15 protein-coding genes and 2 pseudogenes are annotated in these 20,322 nt (G+C 48.3%); 10 read left to right on the forward strand and 7 right to left on the reverse strand.

What is annotated here, in order from left to right:
• The first annotated feature begins 90 nt into the window (after positions 1-90).
• Positions 91-1,166 (forward strand): ISKra4 family transposase gene (locus JVX88_RS20265; RefSeq protein ID WP_211619948.1). Its coding sequence is split into 2 segments (ribosomal slippage): positions 91-247 and positions 247-1,166, totalling 1,077 coding nucleotides; the frame shifts between segments, so codons are not numbered across the junction.
• A gap of 180 nt (positions 1,167-1,346) precedes the next feature.
• Complete coding sequence (locus JVX88_RS20270; RefSeq protein ID WP_211619949.1) at positions 1,347-2,681, forward strand: isochorismate synthase MenF; 1,335 nt, start codon at positions 1,347-1,349, stop codon at positions 2,679-2,681.
• Between the two features lie 6 nt (positions 2,682-2,687).
• Here JVX88_RS20270 and JVX88_RS20275 read toward each other — a convergent pair whose 3' ends face one another.
• The 3 genes and pseudogenes from JVX88_RS20275 to JVX88_RS20280 form a co-directional block, all read right to left on the reverse strand.
• Positions 2,688-3,620, reverse strand: a complete 933-nt coding sequence (locus JVX88_RS20275; protein ID WP_211619950.1) for a 2OG-Fe(II) oxygenase — start codon at positions 3,618-3,620, stop codon at positions 2,688-2,690.
• Between the two features lie 54 nt (positions 3,621-3,674).
• Positions 3,675-3,815 (reverse strand): annotated as a pseudogene (locus JVX88_RS44260) (phosphoribosylaminoimidazolecarboxamide formyltransferase); the annotation flags it as partial.
• Complete coding sequence (locus tag JVX88_RS20280) at positions 3,784-4,062, reverse strand: hypothetical protein (RefSeq protein ID WP_211619951.1); 279 nt, start codon at positions 4,060-4,062, stop codon at positions 3,784-3,786. The pseudogene JVX88_RS44260 and the gene JVX88_RS20280, both read right to left, overlap by 32 nt.
• 90 nt (positions 4,063-4,152) lie before the next feature.
• Here JVX88_RS20280 and JVX88_RS20285 point away from each other — a divergent pair, with 90 nt between their 5' ends.
• Positions 4,153-5,403 carry an MFS transporter gene (locus tag JVX88_RS20285; RefSeq protein WP_211619952.1) on the forward strand — a complete coding sequence of 417 codons (1,251 nt, stop codon included), beginning with the start codon at positions 4,153-4,155 and terminating at the stop codon, positions 5,401-5,403.
• On the opposite strand, the gene JVX88_RS20290 is transcribed toward JVX88_RS20285, so the two are convergent.
• Both JVX88_RS20290 and JVX88_RS20295 read right to left on the reverse strand, forming a co-directional pair.
• Complete coding sequence (locus JVX88_RS20290; protein ID WP_211619953.1) at positions 5,400-6,203, reverse strand: sensor histidine kinase; 804 nt, start codon at positions 6,201-6,203, stop codon at positions 5,400-5,402. The genes JVX88_RS20285 and JVX88_RS20290 overlap by 4 nt on opposite strands.
• The gene (locus JVX88_RS20295) at positions 6,142-7,521 is read right to left on the reverse strand and encodes an N-acetylmuramoyl-L-alanine amidase (protein WP_211619954.1); all 1,380 of its coding nucleotides are present in this window, start codon (positions 7,519-7,521) and stop codon (positions 6,142-6,144) included. The genes JVX88_RS20290 and JVX88_RS20295 overlap by 62 nt, the downstream gene beginning before the upstream one ends.
• A 352-nt stretch (positions 7,522-7,873) precedes the next feature.
• Here JVX88_RS20295 and dnaG point away from each other — a divergent pair, with 352 nt between their 5' ends.
• From dnaG to JVX88_RS20310, 3 genes are all read left to right on the forward strand, one after another.
• Positions 7,874-8,848 (forward strand): DNA primase, encoded by a 975-nt coding sequence (gene dnaG, locus JVX88_RS20300; protein WP_317134394.1) that lies wholly within the window; start codon positions 7,874-7,876, stop codon positions 8,846-8,848.
• Between the two features lie 29 nt (positions 8,849-8,877).
• Complete coding sequence (locus JVX88_RS20305) at positions 8,878-9,429, forward strand: heme NO-binding domain-containing protein (protein WP_211619955.1); 552 nt, start codon at positions 8,878-8,880, stop codon at positions 9,427-9,429.
• 95 nt (positions 9,430-9,524) lie between these two features.
• Positions 9,525-10,949 (forward strand): ATP-binding protein, encoded by a 1,425-nt coding sequence (locus JVX88_RS20310; protein WP_211619956.1) that lies wholly within the window; start codon positions 9,525-9,527, stop codon positions 10,947-10,949.
• A gap of 141 nt (positions 10,950-11,090) precedes the next feature.
• Here JVX88_RS20310 and psaB read toward each other — a convergent pair.
• A pseudogene (gene psaB, locus JVX88_RS20315) lies at positions 11,091-11,717 on the reverse strand (photosystem I chlorophyll a apoprotein A2); the annotation flags it as partial.
• Between the two features lie 1,147 nt (positions 11,718-12,864).
• On the opposite strand from psaB, the gene JVX88_RS20320 reads away from it, so the two are divergent.
• A complete protein-coding gene (locus JVX88_RS20320; RefSeq protein WP_211619957.1) occupies positions 12,865-13,290 on the forward strand; it encodes a hypothetical protein in 426 nt (141 codons plus the stop codon).
• 211 nt (positions 13,291-13,501) lie between these two features.
• Here the strand turns inward: JVX88_RS20320 and JVX88_RS20325 are convergent, their stop codons facing one another.
• The gene (locus JVX88_RS20325; protein ID WP_211619958.1) at positions 13,502-14,353 is read right to left on the reverse strand and encodes a caspase domain-containing protein; all 852 of its coding nucleotides are present in this window, start codon (positions 14,351-14,353) and stop codon (positions 13,502-13,504) included.
• A 982-nt stretch (positions 14,354-15,335) separates the two neighbouring features.
• On the opposite strand from JVX88_RS20325, the gene JVX88_RS20330 reads away from it, so the two are divergent.
• The 3 genes from JVX88_RS20330 to JVX88_RS20340 all read left to right on the forward strand — a co-directional run bounded on the left by JVX88_RS20330 (position 15,336) and on the right by JVX88_RS20340 (position 20,309).
• On the forward strand, positions 15,336-18,626 hold the full coding sequence (locus tag JVX88_RS20330) for a GAF domain-containing protein (RefSeq protein WP_211619959.1): 3,291 nt from the start codon (positions 15,336-15,338) through the stop codon (positions 18,624-18,626).
• A 154-nt stretch (positions 18,627-18,780) separates the two neighbouring features.
• Positions 18,781-19,944, forward strand: coding sequence for a response regulator (locus JVX88_RS20335; RefSeq protein ID WP_211619960.1), 1,164 nt, complete (start codon positions 18,781-18,783; stop codon positions 19,942-19,944).
• A 128-nt stretch (positions 19,945-20,072) separates the two neighbouring features.
• A complete protein-coding gene (locus tag JVX88_RS20340; protein WP_211619961.1) occupies positions 20,073-20,309 on the forward strand; it encodes a hypothetical protein in 237 nt (78 codons plus the stop codon).
• The last annotated feature ends 13 nt before the right edge of the window (positions 20,310-20,322 follow it).

Here is a 20,322-nt window from a genome sequence, read left to right on the forward strand (position 1 = left end):
AATGAGTAGAAATGCTTAAGAGGCTGAGGCTACTAGAAAATTTAACTGATATTGGTCAGAATCAAAGGGATTAATCAGGCAACTAAGGTGATGAAACCAGAACAAGAGCAAGCCCTTAAAGCCCATCTGCAAGCGATTGCCCAAATTCTCTATGCCGATAGTGACCCCGATACCATGCAAACGCTGGAAGGCATTGAAATGACCGTCAGGCAGAAGATTCAAGCCCATGTGAGTCCAGAGTTGGGAAATTTTTTATTAGAGCAATTACAGCAACAACAGCAGCACGATCCAGAACTCTGAAAAGCACGTTAGGGGCATTAGAAATGACTGCCAAACAAGCCGAGAAACTGAAGGTTTTGCCGCATCGTCAAATCACTCCTCATTTGGAAAACTGTTGTTTACGGCTGAGTGCGACCGTCTCTTATGAGCAGGCAGAACAAGACCTGGCTTACCTAACTGGAATCCGGGTTCCTGCCAAAACTCAACAACGCATCGTGCATCGTCAGACATTTGACTTGCCCTATATGGAGCAACCGATTGAGGAGTTGAGTGTCGATGGCGGTAAAGTCAGAGTGAGAACACCTTTGGGTGAGGAATGTGAATGGAAAGATTACAAAGCGATTGCTACAGGTCAAGGAATGCTGGCTAACTTTCAAAATAATGCTCAATTAATTGATTGGGTCAATGGGCAATCCTTAGCTCAACCGATGGTTTGTTTAGGAGATGGTCATGATGGCATCTGGAACATCATCAGCCAAATTGCCACTACTGAGCAACGGCTAGAGATTTTGGACTGGTATCATTTGGTGGAAAATCTGCACAAAGTTGGCGGGTCAATCAAACGCCTCACTCAAGCAGAGGGGTTGCTCTGGCAAGGTCAAGTTGAGGCAGCGATTGCGTTGTTTAGCCACTGTCAACGAAAACAGGCGAAGAACTTTTGTGAGTATCTGCGTAAGCATCAACATCGCATTGTGAATTACGAGTATTATCAGGCAGAAGGGGTGTACTCAATTGGTTCTGGTGCTGTTGAATCTGCTATCAAACAGATTGGTCGGCGAGTGCAACTTTCAGGTGCACAATGGAACCGGGAAAATATCCCGCAAGTGTTAGCTCATCGCTGTGCTTATCTCAATGGGTTAATTGGTTCGCTATTGTCTATCAACTAAGCACAATTGCTTATAGAAAAAGTGACATGCTCCCGGTTTTTCTCTGCTCCTACTCTTTTGAAACTACAGAAATGCCATTTTCTAATACCACTTTGCAACAAAAACCGATCGCCCCTAAGGAACGATCGGATCATCTGAGCGTAGAAACTTAAGTGAACCAGCAGTGAACCAGCAATCTATTTGAACAGACCCAAGACCGGAGCTGTTTCTGGCTCTGCAAAGTGCCTGCTGGTTTTATCTAAACTTGCTAAACAAAATCAACCGCATTTTTATTTTGAAAATCGCGATAAACATCAAGCAATTGCTGCTTTTGATACGGCAATTTTGCAACAAATGAGCGGTGCTAATCGGTTCTCGGAGGCACAGCAGTTTATTCAGGGTTGCTTCCAGCGATTGCTGTCCAATTATCCCGATATCTATGCGGTTCAGCCGCCGTGGAATACACCTTGTTTTTTTAGCAGCTTCACTTTTTTTGATCACAATCGCACGGTTGATTCGCCCTTTCCGCCCGCCACGGTTTTTTTACCGCGTTGGCAAATTGTGAGATGGCAGGAAGCGAGCTTTGTCATTGTCAATTGGGAAATTGATACAGCTTCTCGAATTGGTGAATTAACCCAAACGATTTGGAATCAATTGCAGAAATTACAGTTGATTCAATACGATGGATTCTATTTAGCTGAAGACCAAAAAGCGCGGCTAAATCGATGGGAAGTTATCGAGACTCACGATTTTAAATCAACGGTCAGTTCAGCACTGCAATCAATTCATCAACAAGCCTATAAAAAACTTGTTTTAGCTCATGCAATTGATGTTTGTTCTAATTTGCCGTTTCAGTGGGGCCGCTCGCTGCATCATCTGCGGCAGCTCCATCCTGACTGCTGTGTGTTCTCCACCGGAAACGGCAACGGACAGCGGTTTATTGGGGCTAGTCCAGAGCGGTTGTTGAGTATTCGCAATCGCAAGCTGATCACCGACGCATTGGCTGGATCCGCCTCACGGGGCCGTACTGCCGTCGAAGATGTCGATTTCGCTAATCGGTTATTCAACAGCGAAAAGGAGCGGCGGGAGCACCAGCTCGTGGTGGAGTTTATTGCTCAGCAACTCACGGCTCTGGGACTGCATCCGCGTTATGCAGAAGTGCCTGCCCTGCTGAGGTTGTCGAATATCCAGCACCTGCATACTCCGATTCAAGCGGTGTTGCCGGCCCATTTACATCCGCTGCAACTTCTGACCGCTTTGCATCCCACACCTGCCGTAGCCGGAATGCCGCGCCAAACCGCCTGCGAGCAAATTCTGCACTATGAACAGTTTGACCGTTCCCTCTATGCCGCACCGCTAGGATGGGTCGATGCCCACGGCAACGCTGAATTTATTGTTGGCATCCGTTCAGCGGTCCTTGATGGCAATCGTGCCCGCCTGTATGCGGGGGCTGGAATTGTGGCCGGTTCTGACCCGGAGCGAGAATTGGCGGAGGTGAAGCTGAAGTTGCAGGCGCTGTTGCGGGGATTGATTTAATAATAATCAGCGGCGAATCCAACCGTTGATCGTGAAGCGGCTGTCGGCAAAGGACTGTGAGGGGCAGTGAATCGGCAGCACCTCATGCATGTAGCGGCTCAAGAAAAACACAATGCTATTGTTACGCGGTTCAACGGTTTTGAACGTGTGGGACTGAACGTAGTAGTTATTTTGGATTTTACTGTCATAGATCACGAGTTCGCCGCCGCTAAAGGCTTTTGGTTCGCGATGAAAGTAATAGACATAGGTCAATTCGCGAGTGGCTGTGTCCTGACTGCCGTTATCGTTGTGAACCTTGTAAAATTGGCCGTCATTATGGGCAGTGAGCTGCGCTTCGATTTGGGTAACTGGAAACGGAGCAAGGCTGAATTGCTCGCATACTTGCGGTAATACTTGCTGAATTTGTCGGGTGATTAGCTCGGAAAATTCAGGAAATGAATACAGGACAACTGATTCTCGATAATTGGCTTCACCTGTGAAGGTGGACGAAGGAACGAACTCAGCCTCATGTTCGATGACGTAATCTAACAATCGCTGATGATCCGCAGGTGCAAGAAACTGATCGAGCTGAAGATACTTAGAGATACAGGGATCGGAATCAGATTGCAATGGTGTGGTACTTGGATTAGATGAGGCGACTTGGTTTTGCTCAATAATCAGCGGCGGTTCGGTAATCAAACCCACCAACCGATCGCTGGGAAAGGCAAGAACTGCTTTGCCATGCTGAATTGGAATTTGGAACAACCGCTTGACCGAATTGCCGTTTCCGGCCACTAAGGTTTCATATAGATCGTGCAGCAGCGGGTCTTCAGGCATGACAGTAACCGTGTACTGCTGGCCGCCGGTAAGCAAAAGCGTAATGGCTACCTGATCGGAGGTTGCTTCCGGCTGTGTTTTGGCTACTTTTTTGCGCTGTTCTACGAATCCTTTCCGCTTCATGGTTGTGCTCTAACCCATTCCGTTCTTAACCTCAGTATCAAATCTAGTGCAAATCTAGTGCAGAAAATGGCGTACACCTGTAAAAACCATCACCAGTTCCAGTTCATCCGCCGCATCGATTGACTCCTGATCTCGGAGGCTGCCTCCCGGCTGCACAATTGCCTCAATTCCGGCAGCGGCGGCAGTTCGAACCGAAAACTGGCATTTTTAATTCAAGCCTCTCGGGCATTCGTGTCCAGGAAACACGCATCTCTACCTCAAGCAGATGCGAACTCGGCTTGTTCATTGAAACGGTGAATTCGATCTTCGGATGTTTATCCGTCTGTTTAGACGATCTTGCTATGGATCGTTCGGCGACATTCTTCGCATTCGCATGCTGCACCATAGTAAAAACTAAGCACGCTGCAAGCGTGCAGATACTCAGCCTAAGTATTGTTCTCATCGTAACGAAGTTATCTTATCGCGTGAATAGTTGTTTGACCTATTCTACATTCAATCTCCGCTTTGCTAAAATTTGTCGTTCGGGAGAGCTATGCCAGCCGACAAAGGAAAAGAGCGCTTTTTTACCCCGCCTCTCATCATCATATTCCTGACGGTTTTCATCGATCTTGTCGGGTTTGGCATCATTATCCCGATCCTGCCGTTCTATGCAAACAACCCACCGTTCAATGCAACCCCATTTGAAATAGGGCTTTTATGGGCAGTCTATTCATGGATGCAGTTTTTCTTCGCACCGCTCCTCGGAAGGCTTTCGGATCGTTATGGGCGAAGGCCGATCCTATTTCTTAGCATACTTGGCTCTGCGGTCGGATTCCTTGTTATGGGCGTGGCAGAATCATTGCTAGTGTTGTTTGTCGGTAGGGTAATAGGTGGCGTTACCGGAGCGAATATATCTACTGCACAGGCATACATAGCCGACGTTACCACGCGCGAGCAGCGGGCTAAAGGAATGGGATTGTTCGGGGCGGCGTTCGGCTTCGGTTTTATTCTCGGTCCGGCGATCGCTGGCCTGCTTAGCCCGTACGGCGTTCACGTCCCGTTCTATTTTGCTGCGGCGCTTGCATTTGTGAACGCGATAGCATTGTTCTTCTTCCTACCGGAGAGCAGAAAGCAGAGCGAAGCTGAGCCTGTCCGCCGCAAAGGCCGCTTTGAGGATCTGGCAATGATGTTCAGTGAGAGAAAATTCACACTTGTGAATCTGACATACTTTCTGCTAGTTACGGCCTTTTCGATAATGACCTATGCCTTTGTTCTTTTCACATCATACCGGTACGGTTACGGTGCATCTGAGAATGGCTACATATTTACATTTTTAGGGGTCATTTCAGTCGTATGCCAAGGATTGGTGTTCGGCGTATTGGCGAAGTATTTTGGCGAATCAAGGCTAACGATCGCGGGTTGCATAATTATGGCGGCAACGCTCTTCTCGATGCCTTTCATCGGCCCCGCGGCAGGCGGCCTTGCCGCGCTTTTGATGATTGGAGCACTGCTTACCTTCGGAAATTCGATGGCATCTCCCGCGCTGACGAGCTTGGTTTCAAAGATATCAAGCGAAGAAGAGCAAGGTAAAGCTCTCGGTATCATGCAATCCGGTGCAAGTCTTGCTCGGGCGATCGCACCAATGATCGGGGGAGTTCTTTTGAATAATGCCACGGGGTCTCTTGACAACTCAACCATCAGCAGGACGTTTCAAGCGGCCTCAGCGATCATGGTGGTTGCGGCTATTGCCGCAATTTATACGCATGGCAGTTTCTCGGGCGAGCTTGGAAAGAACGTTGATTAACTGACGGCTCGGTGAAGACTTCGGGACGAACGCGGAAGCACGATCCTAAAGGTTGCCCCTTCACCATTCTCACTAATCGCTTCGATCGAGCCGCCGTGCTCCTGAACGATACCGTACGTGACCGCAAGTCCAAGCCCCGTACCATTTCCAACACCTTTCGTAGTAAAGAATGGGTCGAATATCTTTTTAAGATTCTCTGCTGGAATACCTTCGCCCGTATCTTTTACCTCGACGCATATAGTATCTGTATCAAGCATTCGCGTGGTCAGCGTAATTGTCCCGCCGGCGAACATAGCATCGCGAGCGTTCAAAATAAGGTTGGTGAATACCTGCTGTAGCTTTCCAGCGTCGCCGAATACTGTAGGGGATGTCGGTTCGTAGTCTTTTACTACCTCAACATTAGATCTGCGCAACTGCGGTTCCAGCAACTGGAGTGTATCGTCGAGAAGCTTGTTGACATTCAGCTCGAACGCTTCGATCCCGTTACCGGTTCGTGAGAAATTTAAGAGGTTACCAACGATATTTGAGGCTCGCTCCGTTTGCCGTTGCATCTTCTGCAAAAGAGCATGTTTCGGATCGGTCTCCGGGATCATTCCAAGCAACATTTGCGTGTAGCTCGATACGCCGGTCAGAGGGGTGTTTACCTCGTGAGCAACGCCGGCGGCAAGCAGTCCGATGCTCGAAAGTTTCTCGTTCTGCTGTAAGGATTCTTCGAGCTTGACCCTGGAGGTAACATTCTCAAGTACAACGATCGCTCCCGTTTGCTCGTTTGATACTGAGCGAAGCGGAGCAACAGCCACATTCAATACCAGGGACTTGCCCGCCGAATCCGCGGTGGTGCCGATCGGCAGACCAGCGCCCACTCAACTGGTTCACCATTGGGGCTACGCCTCGTCGCACAAACCGGAAACGCGGATCGACGCTCTCTTGCACCAGCGGCTCCGTACTGGCATAAGCTTTGAGGTGCTGAATTTGTGCCCTTACTCCAATCCGAGCATCCCGGAAACTGGCTCCTTCAGGCGCATCACCGATGCCGCCCAATCCAGCAAAGTTATACTGCTCTGGTTTGATCAGCCGGTTGAATCGCAGAAAATCGGTCTCCACGCACATTTGCGCAAAGGCAATATCGGCACTCACACCCTCGATGGCAGCCTCTTCCCGATAAAGTTTGGGCAATTCTACAAAAGGGGCAAACCCTTCTGGGTTATGGCCTTTGAGAAACATCAATAGCTGCACTTCCGAAGCAGAACCGCGCCCCATAATTCGATCCAGTTGTCCAGGGTAGGCGATTGGCATCGAGCGCAGAATCAGCGTGTGGCTGTCTTTGTCGGGGTGGAGCGATAGATTGAATTCGCGTAAATCTATAGCGCGGACATAGACGATATTGCGGTAGCTGAGGCGGCGAATCGAGGCATCGAGCGGTAGATCAATCCCCAACTGATCGACGAGATCCATCGGAATATAGAAGTTTCCATTGGCAATGACACCTTCACCATAAACTAAGGCACCATTCAGGTTGATGTTGATCGCCGGATAGGTGGGCACCGGATTCAACGCTGCCGTCCCAGCCACCGAGCGACTCCAAAGAGCCAATCCTTCCGCAATGCCTAACGCCACGTCCTGCCGCTGGGCTTGCAGAATTTGGTGGTCCTCCGGATTGGTCATATATCCAATGTTCAGGACCAGAGCCGGAATCACAAGCTGGCGACAAAAGGCTGCATATCCCAAGGGGCAAACGGTATCAGGCTTGACGCCTTGGCTGAGGATTTGAGGCGCACGGCGCAGCAAGGTTTGTAAGAGCTGGTCGGCTTGAGCACGGCGCTGATCGTTAGCTGTAATGTAATACAGCCGAGTACCCCGCAGGTTGGGGTTGATAGTGCTGCTGATTTGAAGCTGAATCGCCACGTCGCCAGCCTCAGCATAGCGATTGATCCAGGCGATAGTTTGCTCTGGCGTCAGTTCTTGAGGTACGGTTGCGGCTTCGTATTGATTGGCTCGCAGATATTGCACCACTAGATCCTGCATCAGGCTCACGGCTTGAACGGCAGCCGCTAGATTGACACCGCTCAGATGCTCCCCAGGCTCCTCGTATCCCACGGCTACAAAAACTCGTCCCATCTGACTTCCTTCCACATCTAGAACTACCAATCTAATCCTTAAAGGGATAGCAGTTTTCCGGTGAATTGGCGCAAATGCTGCTGTTGATTTTGGCAAAATCTTGGCCGAAGTCTGGGTGAACCGCTCCTCAATCACGCAAAACTTCACAATCAATCTCCAACCTTGCCGTAACTGTGCCGTTCGATGCGTTTTAATTGGCACTGTTTTAATTGGCACTGAGAGCAGCGTTGAGTGCATCTGTTGAGCGCATCAGGGTGTATCTGTTGAGTGCATCATCCAAACTCTACGGAATTTAGACACTAGATGTAGTAGAATCCCAGTCTACCTCTCCGATTTGCCACTAAGATGGGTTATGGACATTCCCCGCCTGCATCCAGACACGGTTGAAGCCGTGAAGCAACGAGTGGACATTGTTGATGTCATCTCGGAACATGTTGTGCTGCGCAAACGCGGCAAAGACTTTACAGGGCTATGTCCGTTTCATGACGACAAATCGCCCAGCTTTAGCGTCAGTCCGGGAAAACAGTTCTATTACTGTTTTAGCTGTGGTGCGGGCGGCAACGCAATCAAGTTTTTGATGGAAATTGGCAAGCAGTCGTTTGCTGATGTGGTGCTGGAGTTGGCGCGGCGCTATCAGGTGCCGGTTAAAACGCTAGAGCCGGCCCAGCGGCAGGAACTTCAGCGGCAGCTATCTCTGCGTGAACAACTTTACGAAGTGCTGGCTCTGACAGCCAAATTCTATGAGCACGCCCTGCACCAAACCGACGGTCATGCCGCCTTCACCTACCTGACCGAGCAGCGACAGCTAAACCAGGAAACGATCCAACAGTTTCAGCTTGGGTATGCCCCCGCTGGTTGGCAAACCCTGTATGGCTATCTAATTGAACAAAAGCGGTTTCCAGTGGAGCTAGTCGAACAGGCTGGCCTGATTGTGCCGCGCTCAGAAGGGCGCGGCTACTACGACCGCTTCCGCGACCGACTAATGATTCCGATTCATGATTTGCAGGGGCGCGTGATTGGGTTTGGCGGCAGAGCCTTGGGCAACGAGCAGCCCAAATACCTCAATTCGCCGGAAACCGAACTATTTGACAAGGGAAAAACCCTGTTTGCCCTCGATAAGGCCAGAGCCGCGATTGCCAAACTAACGTGGAAAACAGGCTATGGCACTGATTCACTCTATGTTGTAGCTCCCTTGTCACCCTCCCAGAGAAGCAAGAGTATAGTGATTATTAATACTAAGTATGGTGATGCCAGAGTTGTGGCCATTGATGCTGCTGTCACTCTGACTGTCATGCTGACCAAATTGATGTTTGCAAGCTTGAAATAGCAGTAGCAGAACCCTTTAGGAGATTAACAATGTATGGCTTAGTTAATAAAGCGCTCAAAGACATGGTATGCACTCGCTTTGGGGAAGAATCGTGGCAAATGGTGCAGCAGCAAGCCGAAATCGATATAGAAACGTTTGTGAACGTAGAGAGTTACCCCGATGACCTCACTCATCGCTTAGTTAGGGCTGCGAGCCAGGTGCTAAATCTGTCTAGTTCGGAAATCATGCAAGCCTTTGGAGAGTATTGGGTGCAATATACCGCTAGTGAAGGTTTTGCTGAGATCATTGATATGTGTGGTGATAATTTACCCGAATTTTTGGAAAATCTAGACAATCTTCATGCACGAGTTGGGGTTGTTTTCCCGAAGCTTCAGCCTCCTTCATTTGAGTGCACCGACGTGAAAGAGGAGACGCTGAATTTGCACTACTACTCACATCGGCAAGGGCTGACTCCGATGGTTTTTGGCTTAATTCAGGGTTTAGGAAAGCGCTTTAACACCAAAGTGAATGTTACACAGACTAAGAGTAGAGAAGAAGGAAGCGATCACGACGAGTTTTCGGTTCGGTATAGGCAAAATTAACTCACTTTGACATGTTCGTCATATTTCTGCAATTTGTAATGAGCGTGCACTAACTCAATTGTCTTCTTACCAATGCATAGAATTCTAATTTGCATATGATTTCCCATCATCTGAGCCTACCACCCCAATGGTTTGCCCAAGCCTTTCCTTTTCATATTGTGTTCAACCGAAATCAGGAGATCATGCAAGTGGGAGAAGTTCTGCAGCGGATCAGTCCTAAACCGCTACTGGGCAGCCAGTTGGAGCAGCATTTCCGAATTAGTCGCCCCAGCATTCCAGTGGATTTTGACATCATTCAAAAACGATCACGCTCCATCTTTTTGCTGGAGTCTCTGGAAGGCAAAATGCAGCTCAAGGGCCAAATGATGTATGTGGATGACCATGATGCTATTTTCTTTCTTTGCTCGCTCTGGGTCACCAATGTCAGCGATCTGACTCCAATTGGCGTTAAGCTCAAGGACTTTGCTATCCATGATCCGATTGCTGATTTCCTGTTTCTTTTGCAGGTGAGGGATACCGCCCTGACGGATGCTCAGAACCTAACGACTAACTTGACCCAGAAGCAATCGCAATTGCAAAGCGTGTTGGCCTTAAAAGAAGAAATTGCCCAAACCGCTAGGGCGCAGGCGCAGCAGCTCGAACAAACCCTGAGGGAATTGCAAGCAACTCAGGTACAGCTCGTCCAGAGTGAAAAAATGTCGGGCTTGGGGCAGTTAGTTGCAGGTGTAGCTCATGAAATTAATAATCCAATTAACTTCATTCACGGCAATATAATTCATGCCACCGAATATACCCAAGAGATCTTGCATCTACTAGAGCTTTACCAGCAGCATTATCCAACTCCTATCACAGAAATTCAAGCGGAAATTGAAGCAATTGATCTAGATTTTGTTAAAGATGACCTGGTTAAACTGTTGAAGTCGATGCGGGTAGGAACGGATCGAATTCGCGAAATCGTCAAGTCTCTCCGCAGTTTTTCCCGACTCGATGAAGCAGAAGTCAAAGGGGTTGATATTCATGAGGGCATTGACAGCACGCTGATGATTCTGCACAACCGATTGAAGGCAAAACCTGATCATCCAGGCATTCAGGTAGTTAAGGAGTTTGGGACACTGCCATTAGTAGAATGCTATCCCGGCCAGCTAAATCAGGTATTCATGAACCTGATCAGCAACGCTATTGATGCGTTCGATGAGCAGGATGAACTAAAACGGCTCAAAATCCCAAGAGCCAAACCAGGCCAGATTCGGATTCAAACGCGAGTAGTCAATTCAGATTGGATCGCGATTCATATTGCAGATAATGGTCCTGGCATTTCCAAAGAATTGCAATCCCGCTTGTTTGATCCCTTTTTTACAACCAAACCTGTAGGGAAAGGAACCGGATTGGGCTTATCAATCAGCCATCAAATTGTGGTAGAGAGGCATGGCGGAACAATCCGGTGTGATTCAACTTCGGGCGAAGGAACCGAGTTCATTATTGAAATTCCAGTTCAACAACGGCGACGGCAGGTCGCTTAGGACCGCAGCTTCTAAGCGAGGGTTGCTATAGATACTCGTGGTTCACAAAGGGCAGGGCAACGAGTTCGCCTTTGCTATCTCCTATTTTGACCTGTAGTCCGGGTTCCACATTTTTGGTACGAATATAGGCCAAGCCGCGCCCCAGCCAACATGCTGCCCTCGCGACTCAGGAATTGCAACATGCACGAGGTGGCCTGCCCAAGCTAAGCAGCTAACGCCGAATAAGCCTGCCAGGTGGTGATTCAGACGAGATTCAGCATTCTTAAACCAGGATAGAGAAGGCCGGAACTTGGGCTGGAGATGCAGCCATCCTGCAAACAAGAACACTGCCGCTAGCAGCAGCAGGAACACTGAACCCATCCAGAGATCGCCATTGGTCCGCATACCGATGGTATACCACCAGTGATAAATGCCGGAATAGGCGATGTTGACTGGATAGGTTGCTCCTCCCTGAGTAAAAGCATCAACTGCCGCCTGACCAAAGTGGGGGTCCCAAATCGCATGGGCGATCGGACGAATATGGGCCGGGTCTTTGATCCAGCGTTCAAAGTTACCCTGCCAAGCCACATGAAACAGCAGACTCGAAGCCCAGAGAAAAATAATTGCGACATGACCGAAATGAGACGCAAAAATCTTTTGATATAGATTCTCTTCCGTCATGCCGTCATGCATTTCAAAGTCATGGGCTGTCGCGATCCCATACCAAATTCGACGAGTGGTGGGATCTTGCGCTAACCCTTGACTAAATTTCGGAAACTTTGTTGCCATATAGTTACCTCATCCCTAACAGCGCTTGGCGCTTGAATGGCGCTTGAAGAAATGCTCTGTCAGCTTTCAAGCGCATCAGGTATTGACTCACACCAGGGTGAACGCTATTGCGGGCGCTAAACTTCCCTGAGCGGCACTTGATTGGCGTAAGGGCTACCCTGCGTTCTCCGGTAATGATTTTTCTAGCGATCTGCTTCTAGCAATCTAGTTCTACTGATTAGTCTTTAGCAACCAATGTCTCCAGCTTGGGGTTGAAGTATGCCCTATCCCAAGTATGCCCTGTGCCGTAAAGTGCCAGTTAGCTCCTTACATTAAACTGCGGCTTCTTTGCCCTCTCTCTACCCCTAGAATGAGAATTGCGTTGATTTCACCGGTAGTTTATGTACAGCCCCAATACATGGCCCAAATAGACTGAAGAGAATGTTCTTTTAACACTAAATTGCTTCATCTGATTTTACTCCCAAGAGAGAGGATAGTTTCAAAGCGTTTTGAAGTAATAGAAGAGAGACTATAGATGAGAAAAGATGTGCGTATATTTAGTTTCATATTCAACTTCAGAGTTTTGGTAGTAGCAGCACTGCTGAGTTCGCTGTTTGTGATAGCTATCTACTACGGGATTATCAATCCTTAAGGTGGAGAACAGGTAGAGAACGGGTTCGGATTACTGCTGTGACCTGTTGAGACTCGATGGTGAGTATAAATTAGGCACGGAAATCAGGAGATGAAAGTATGCATTGGTTTTTTGCGTTTGCAGCATGGGGATTTATTTCAACAGCAGTGTGGAGCCTGTGGGCTATTGTTCGAGACACCGTTAAACAGACAAAACAACTCCACCAAATTCCCTGCTCTAACTGTTTATTTTTTACAGACAGCTACTATCTTAAATGTCCAGTCCATCCTCATAACGCTCTGACAGAAGAGGCAATTAATTGCCCTGACTATTTTTCACCGCATGCGAATTACTCAGTGCCCCCAACAACTGTTCCATCTCGTGCAACAACCCGTGCAACTGCTAACCGCAGATGAATCTAACTTGCCAACCTTTTCCTTGGATTTTGGTAAAGGTACCGAATGATAGATGCTGATTGGTCGAGCAGTAGATAAGGTGATTGGAGTTTTTACGTTGGACTCATCGGATTAAACTGTTATGGATGCCCTTCCTCTCGTTGTTAACCAACAGCAACTCAAGCTGATGCAGCAAGCTGCGAGTCAGGCTATTGCTGATTTAGAGAACCAAAAACAAGCTGGAGCATTTGACTCAAATGGCAGTCAGCAGGAAGAAAACCTGTTGACTTATGGAACTGACGATTATGAGTCGGCGCGTCAGCTTGTCCAGACTATTGAGCAGGAGCTTCAGTCAAAAGTACAGGCTTGGGACAAAACTCCGGAAACCAATCAGCCTGTAGAAATTTCTTTCAATTCCTACCAAATCGGCTTAATGCGAGCCAATCTGAAACGAGTCATGCAGTCGCGCGAAGATGCCCAGCCTTCAGCCGATCAATCTGAAACGCAACTGCTGCAAGACTTGTTAGAGCAACTTCCTGAAGACAGTCCACAAGAAGATGCTGATTAGGCTGTAGTTGCTGCCGTGCTAGATACAGAGTTAAGGCGCTCTGGTAACAATGTCTGGCGTTCCTGAATGAGGCAATGAGTTTGGGTTTCGTTTCCTCTCAGCCCGCTCAATCCCCCAACTTTCAGCCCTGTCGTGCATCCTAGAAAGGGGATAGATTTACGGAATCTGCCGTTCATAAATTTCATAACGCCATGTGCAACTATATTTGCCCTCACCTCCCCAGCTCTTCTCGACCAAAGAAATATTCAGCGTGCGATTCGTCAAAGAATTCTAGTCCTCTGTAGGGGCAGATATCTTTAGATTGAATAGTAGATTGAGCCAGTCTTGGTGCGCCAACAGCTTCGCTGTTACGTCGGGTTAGAATGATTTCACTGCCGGAGCTTTCAAATAGGGGCTGCTGAATTTCCCCTTTGAGAGTGTGATTGACCCAATCGGTTAGCGAATGGTTTGTGACGATTCCAGGCGCAACTCGGTTCGGATCGAGGCCGGTCAGTAAGGCATCCGTGAAGACGCTATACTCGCTGTCCAAGGATTCATAGGCCGTCTCATATTCTCGAGATGCTGCCATGAAGAGCCGATCCGTACCAGGATGAGCCCCTGGATCAGCTTCCAGGAAATTGAGCAACTCCCCGCTGTGGCAACAATCAAGCCAGATGATCCGTTGCCGGACCGGACTTTCTTGCAGCAAACGACGCAGCCAGAATAGCGATAAACCATAAAAACCCTTGTCTGGGTTGGAATCGCTCAGGGCTAAATATCCCTCTCGAATCCCTGCATCGCGCTGAATGCCATGACCAGAAAAGTAAAACACGGCAGTTTGGGGCGCATTTCCTCTCGGCTTAAACAAATTGATCAGAGCAGTTTCCAGATCGCGCAAACTGACCTGCGTTTTCTGCCCTATCTTCGGTTTTCCCTCCTGAATCACTTCTGGAAGGCGATGAACTCTAAACTCACCGTAGGCATGCAATTGTTGAGCAATGGCTTCTGCATCCCTAGCTGGAGCTTTCAAGCTGGGTAAATACTGATAAGTATTAATCCCTACTATCAAAGCGTCCCGTGACATCGATACACCCTCTACACAACAGAACTAGTCGTTGCTCAAATTTCTTGATTACATGAACTGGTTGCACCAATAAGAGTCGGCTAAAGTGGCAGAAACCGATTGCTACTGGGGGCTTTAATTAACTGATTAGATCATCTAAATAGCGCTATAACTAAGCTAAAGAAATGCTATTAACCAGGCATTATTCAACCAGTACTTAAGAAGTTTGAATCCTAAAAATTCACTTGTCTAGCTAATAATCAAGTAGAAGTGATCAACATCACTTTATCTATGTGATGGTTGCAATTTACTTTCTTGTCTGAAATCATTTCTGCAAATGAACTGCTTTGAAAATGGTTGTTGAGCATAGCTTGAAGCGTCTTGAAAAGAGATATTAAGTATTACAATTACGAAGATATCTAATCTTCTAATTGTCGTAAAAGGGGGTAAGAACCCTTGCTTATCTATGTTTTTGATCTAAAAGCAGTAATAAAATTTGTTTTCAGGAATAAAGATTATTTGAAGCTAACCGTCATAACGCGGAAAGCCAGTAGTGATTTGTTTTTTGAAGTCGGTAGATCTGCGATTTTCAAGCTGAGTAAGTTAAAAATTGAGTAGTTTTAATGTTATTTACAGCCTTCTTCAGGCTAGTGAAGTACGAAAAACGGTGTGCAGGGACACTGCTCCTGCGTGGGGCGAAGCCCCCACACCCCCTAACCTCACATGAGTGAAAAACGCTGTAACTGGTTTGTAGAGTTGCCCTGTAGCGTCAAGCTCAGATTTTGAGCTTGGTAAACTCAAGCCTGGTAAATCCAAATTCTGCTAAGGTAATGGTCTTCAGAAGCATCCAGATGCAGTATGGAGGTGAGTTAACCGTGTTGACAGCTTCCTCAAGCCTAGGTTTTCCTTGGTCCTAGTCTTGAGTGTGGGTTCCGTAGCACCAATTGTTTGAGTGAATCGATAGAATATCACTATCAATGTAGTGTCTAGGACTTTGGTGAGGGTGTCTATCGATACTATTCATGGTCAACTGCAAGGATTAAAATCTAGCCAGCTGAAGCAGCTACAGCGTGTGTATCACCAGCGATTGCCGATTGATCGTTTAGTTACACCTGAGTTTGCTCAACGATTGGCTGCTATCAGCACAGAGATCAACCAGCCGGTCTGCGCCTATCTGAATCGGCGGGGTCAAGTGATTCGAGTTGGGGTTGGAACCTTACGGCAGACTCAAATTCCCCCTTTGGAGTTGCCCCGATATGGGGCAGAGCGGTTGAGTGGCATCCGCTGTATCGCAACTCAACTTAAGGCTGGTCCCCCCAGTGAGGCGACCATGACAACCATGGCCTTTCAGCGGCTAGATGCCTTGGTTACCCTCACCATAACTGGCAGTGGTTTTGAGCGCCGGGGTGGTGGTGCTACTGGTTATGTCAAAGAAGCCTATTTAGCACATTTGTTACCTGACCCAGAGGTTAGATGGACTGTTTCAGCACCACTAAGCCCAGAACAATTAAGCAGTCAAGACTTCAATGAGTTAATTAGTGATCTAGAGGAAGAGTTCCGGCGTCAATACGTTGCTAAACACGTTAGCTCAGAACAAGATGGCAATTATTGCTGGCTCCAAGATGAGGCTAAACTGATCCGAGATGCAGCAGGTGCTCCAGTAGAAATTATTGGCTACTGCATCGACATCACTAGCCGCAAAACCGCAGAATTAGCGCTACAGCAGTTAAATACGGAGTTAGAGCAACGGATTCAGTCCCGCACTGCCGCCCTGCAAGAAAGTGAGGAACTGTTTCGCCAATTCACCGAAAATATTCCCAAGGTGTTTTGGATGGAAGACTTGGAGGGAAATTTACTCTACGTGAGTCCCAGGTTTGCCGAAGTCTGGGGCATTCCAACCGCGACCCTCTACCAGAACCCGAAAGCATGGCTGGATGCGGTGCATCCGGAGGACCGTATCTGGATGGCGATTGTGGCAATTAATCGGTTGGAATATCACGAAGAAGATATCGAGTACCGGATTCTGCAATCGGATACAGACATTTGCTGGATTCGGGAGCGAGCTTTCCCTATTTATAATTCTCAAGGAGCAGCCTACCGAGTAGCCCGCATCGCCGAAGACATCACGGCGCAAAAGCAGGCAGAAGCTGAAATTCACCGCAGCCGCGATTTATTTGAAGCTGTCTTTCAAGAATCGGCTGACGCAGTTTTTCTGGTGGATCCAGTCACATTGTTGATCCTCAACTGCAATCAGCGAGCCGTTGATCTGTTTGAAGCCAACCACACCGATGAGTTGATCGGCATTCAGGGGCACACGCTGCATCGCTATCCATTTTGGGGGAACGATGTGCTAGTCGCGCAGCAACAGCTCGCGGCAAACGGCGTCTGGAGTGGTGAAATCGAATACTGCACGCTGAAGGGACATTTTTTTTGGGGTAGCATTGCCGCCAAGACGATTCATGTCGCTGGACGAAAAATGACGCTCGTCCGAGTGTCTGACATCAGCCAACGCAAACAATCTGAACAACTCTTGCAACAACAGGCGAATCGGGAAGCCTTGCTGCGCCAAGTCGCCTTTCGGACGCGCGAGTCCCTCAATCTAAACTATATTCTCACTACAAGCGTCAATCAGGTACAAGCGTTTTTACAAACCGATCGGGTGCTGATCTTTCAGTTTGAGCCAGAGGGCAGCGGCTATATTGCGGTGGAGGCGGTTTCTGACCCTCAATTTTCCATTCTGGGAGCACGCTTTCACGATCCTTGCTTTTCGATGCAGGTGGCCGAGCGCTATCAGCAAGGACACACGAGCGCCATCAGCGATATTTATAGCGCAGATCTAACCCCTTGCTATGTAGACTTTTTGGCCCAGTCCCAGGTGCGCGCGAATTTAGTGGTGCCAATTCTACAAGATGAGCAGCTCTGGGGCTTGCTGCTGGCTCACCACTGTACGGCTCCGCGTCACTGGCAGCCGTTTGAGATCGATCTCCTGACCCAATTTGCCGATCAGGTCGGGATCGCGATTCGCCAAACTAATCTCTACGACACCCTCAAAACTCAGTTATCAGAACGTCGACGGGCGGAACAAGCCCTGGCGCAACAAGTGCAGTATGAGCAATTGCTGCAAACCATTTCCCAGCAAATTCGCAGCTCTCTTCGGTTAGAAGAAATCCTGGCCGCTGCCGTAACTCAGGTGCAGCAGGTCTTGCAGGTGGATCGCGCCCTTGTCTTTCGCCTATACGCCAACGGAACTGGCTGTGTGATCAAAGAAGCTACATTGCCGCAGTACCCGGTTACAGCCGAGATGCGGTTTCCAGAAGAGCAGTTTCCGCTGGAGTGCCGCACCCTGTATCAGCGTGGGCAAGCTCGCGCAATCACAAATGTAGACACTGACATTCTGGCAGACTGCTTAGTAAAGTTCATGCACCAGATTCAGGTGAAGTCTAAACTGGTAGTGCCAATTGTGCAGAGCGATGAGGAGACCGGCTCAACGGTTTGGGGCTTATTGATTCTCCACTCCTGTGCTGTCTATCGCCAATGGCAGCCGGCGGAAGTGGAGCTGATGCAAAAGGTGGCGGTGCAAATGGGAATTGCGATTCAGCAATCGGAGCTGTATGTGCAGCTAGAAACTCAGCTCAAGCAAAAAGAGATTTTGATTAAAGAAATTCACCATCGGGTCAAAAATAACCTGCAGGTGATTTCTGCCATGCTAAAGCTGCAAGCTCGCGTGACTCAAGATACAGCCGTCCTCGATGTTTTAGAAGATAGCCGTAATCGCCTCCGCGCTATTGGGTTGATCCACGAAATTCTCTACCGCTCGAACGATCTAGAGCAGCTCAACTTCGACGAATATATTCAGAAATTAGCAAACACGATTCTGGCAACGCATAGCAGCGCGAACCAAGTGCGTCTGGTTTACCAACTGCAACCCGTTTGCCTCAACCTCGATACGGCAATTCCCTGTGGGCTGTTGCTGAATGAACTAATCACGAACGCTATTAAACATGCTTTTCCGAATGGACCCCCACTGATGGGGAACTTGGAACAGCGACAGTTTGGGACCTCCCAAAATGGGGGATGTAGGGAGCTTTTCAAACATCTAGATCTTGAAGATAAAATCTTAAAAACTAGGATCTTAGGCAAACCTGACATTAGGCTGGGTCTTTTTAAGAAAGATCGCTTTTTATCCTCCTTTCACTCGTCACTTAAAGTAGGGTTTAACGTTTGCGTATGGTTCAATTTCATAGAGAAAATACACTGGAGATACACTACAGTCCTACCTTCGATGTCTTTGTAAACGACAAATAAAAGTAAACGACAAATAAAAGTAAACGACGAGTAAAAAGCCAATAGATTAAGAACCATAACAACAAGCATGATTGCTAACCCATTGGTAATCCTGCACAGACGAAGCTGGCAAATTGGGCTAGGTTTACCGAGGAAGGTGCGTAATGAAAATTCTTTTAGTAGAAGATGACGAATACACCAGTCAAGTGCTTTCAGCCACCCTTTCAGCTCATCGTTACGCGGTGGATACTGTCACAGATGGCTCGGTAGGGTTGGAGTTGGCTACTCGCTGGAATTATGATCTAATTCTCTTGGATGTATTGCTGCCAACCTTGAACGGCATCGAAGTCTGTCGCCGACTCCGGGCACAAGGCTGCCAAACGCCAATCTTGATCCTGACTACAAAAGATTCGAATGATGATGTGGTGACTGGGCTAGATGCAGGGGCAGATGATTATTTAGCCAAGTCCTGTGAATCGTCTCAGCTTTTGGCTAGAGTGCGGGCGCTGCTGCGGCGCAGTGGCATGGCTCCACCGTCTCCGGTTCTATCTTGGGGGCCGCTTTGCCTTGATCCAGCCCTGGCCCAGGTGACTTACAATCAGCAGAGCATTTCTCTACGCCCCAAGGAATACAGCCTGCTGGAGCTGTTTCTGCGTCACCCCCAACGGATTCTCAGCCGCAGCGCCATCATCGATCACATGTGGCCCATGGAGGAAACCCCGGTGGAAGGGGCTGTCACTAATTTGATCAAGGATTTGCGTCAGCGATTGAAGTCGGCAGGAATGACAGCGGATCTAATCGAAACTGTGTATGGCTTAGGATATCGATTAAAAACGGCACCTGTACCCGAAGAAAAGACCGAAGAAAAGACCGAAGAGAAAACTGAATTGGGTCAGGCTGCAACCAGTCCCAGGGAAAATCAGCGGGAGATGTCATCCTTGGCCGAAATCAATTTCCTGGCAGAGATGAGGCAGCAGCGCGGAAAAACGGCTATTCAGCAGATTGCCGAACGATTCTACGGATCCCTGGAGCAGCGGCTTGCTGTACTAGAAGCGACAGCCTTGCTGTTCCATGCCGATGGTTGTAATTTGCAGCAACAAAAGGTCGCCCGCACCGAGGCTCACAAGCTGGCCGGTGGTTTGGGAACGTTTGGCTGTAGCAAAGCTTCAGATATTGCACGAGCAATTGAACGTCTGTTGGAAACTAGACTCAGTCAACAAGCGCGAGTTGCCGATCGGTTTTCGCAACTGCTGGTCGAGCTAAGGCAGGAACTGGGGCAGCCCCAGACATACCAGCCCATAGCTGATTCCGCGATGGCCGGAAAGTAAGTGAATCGAAAGACCAGTAAATCGCAAGCCAGTGAGCAGTGCAGGTGCTGAGCAAAACGGGTCTTATTAGTTTCATATGTTTTTGATTTAGGCTGAAGGCTAAATCCTTTTAATACTTATGCTTCGTCATGCACAGCGATGACTGGTTTAGGAATGATTCATTTCAAATTGAGCGGATTGAAGCAGCGTCCCATGCTTTAAACCAAGCGCTACAAAGTCTTTATGAACGCGATTATGCGTCTGCTCGAAATCTAGTAACATTCACCCAACAAGTATTAGAAGAATTGTTGCTGGACTGCGAGCATCACGTTCAAGCTGAAGCACTGCTCAACCAGTTTCGCTACTATGAACAGTCCATAAACTAGCGAAGGTAGAAAA

This window comes from Leptolyngbya sp. 7M, assembly GCF_018128485.1.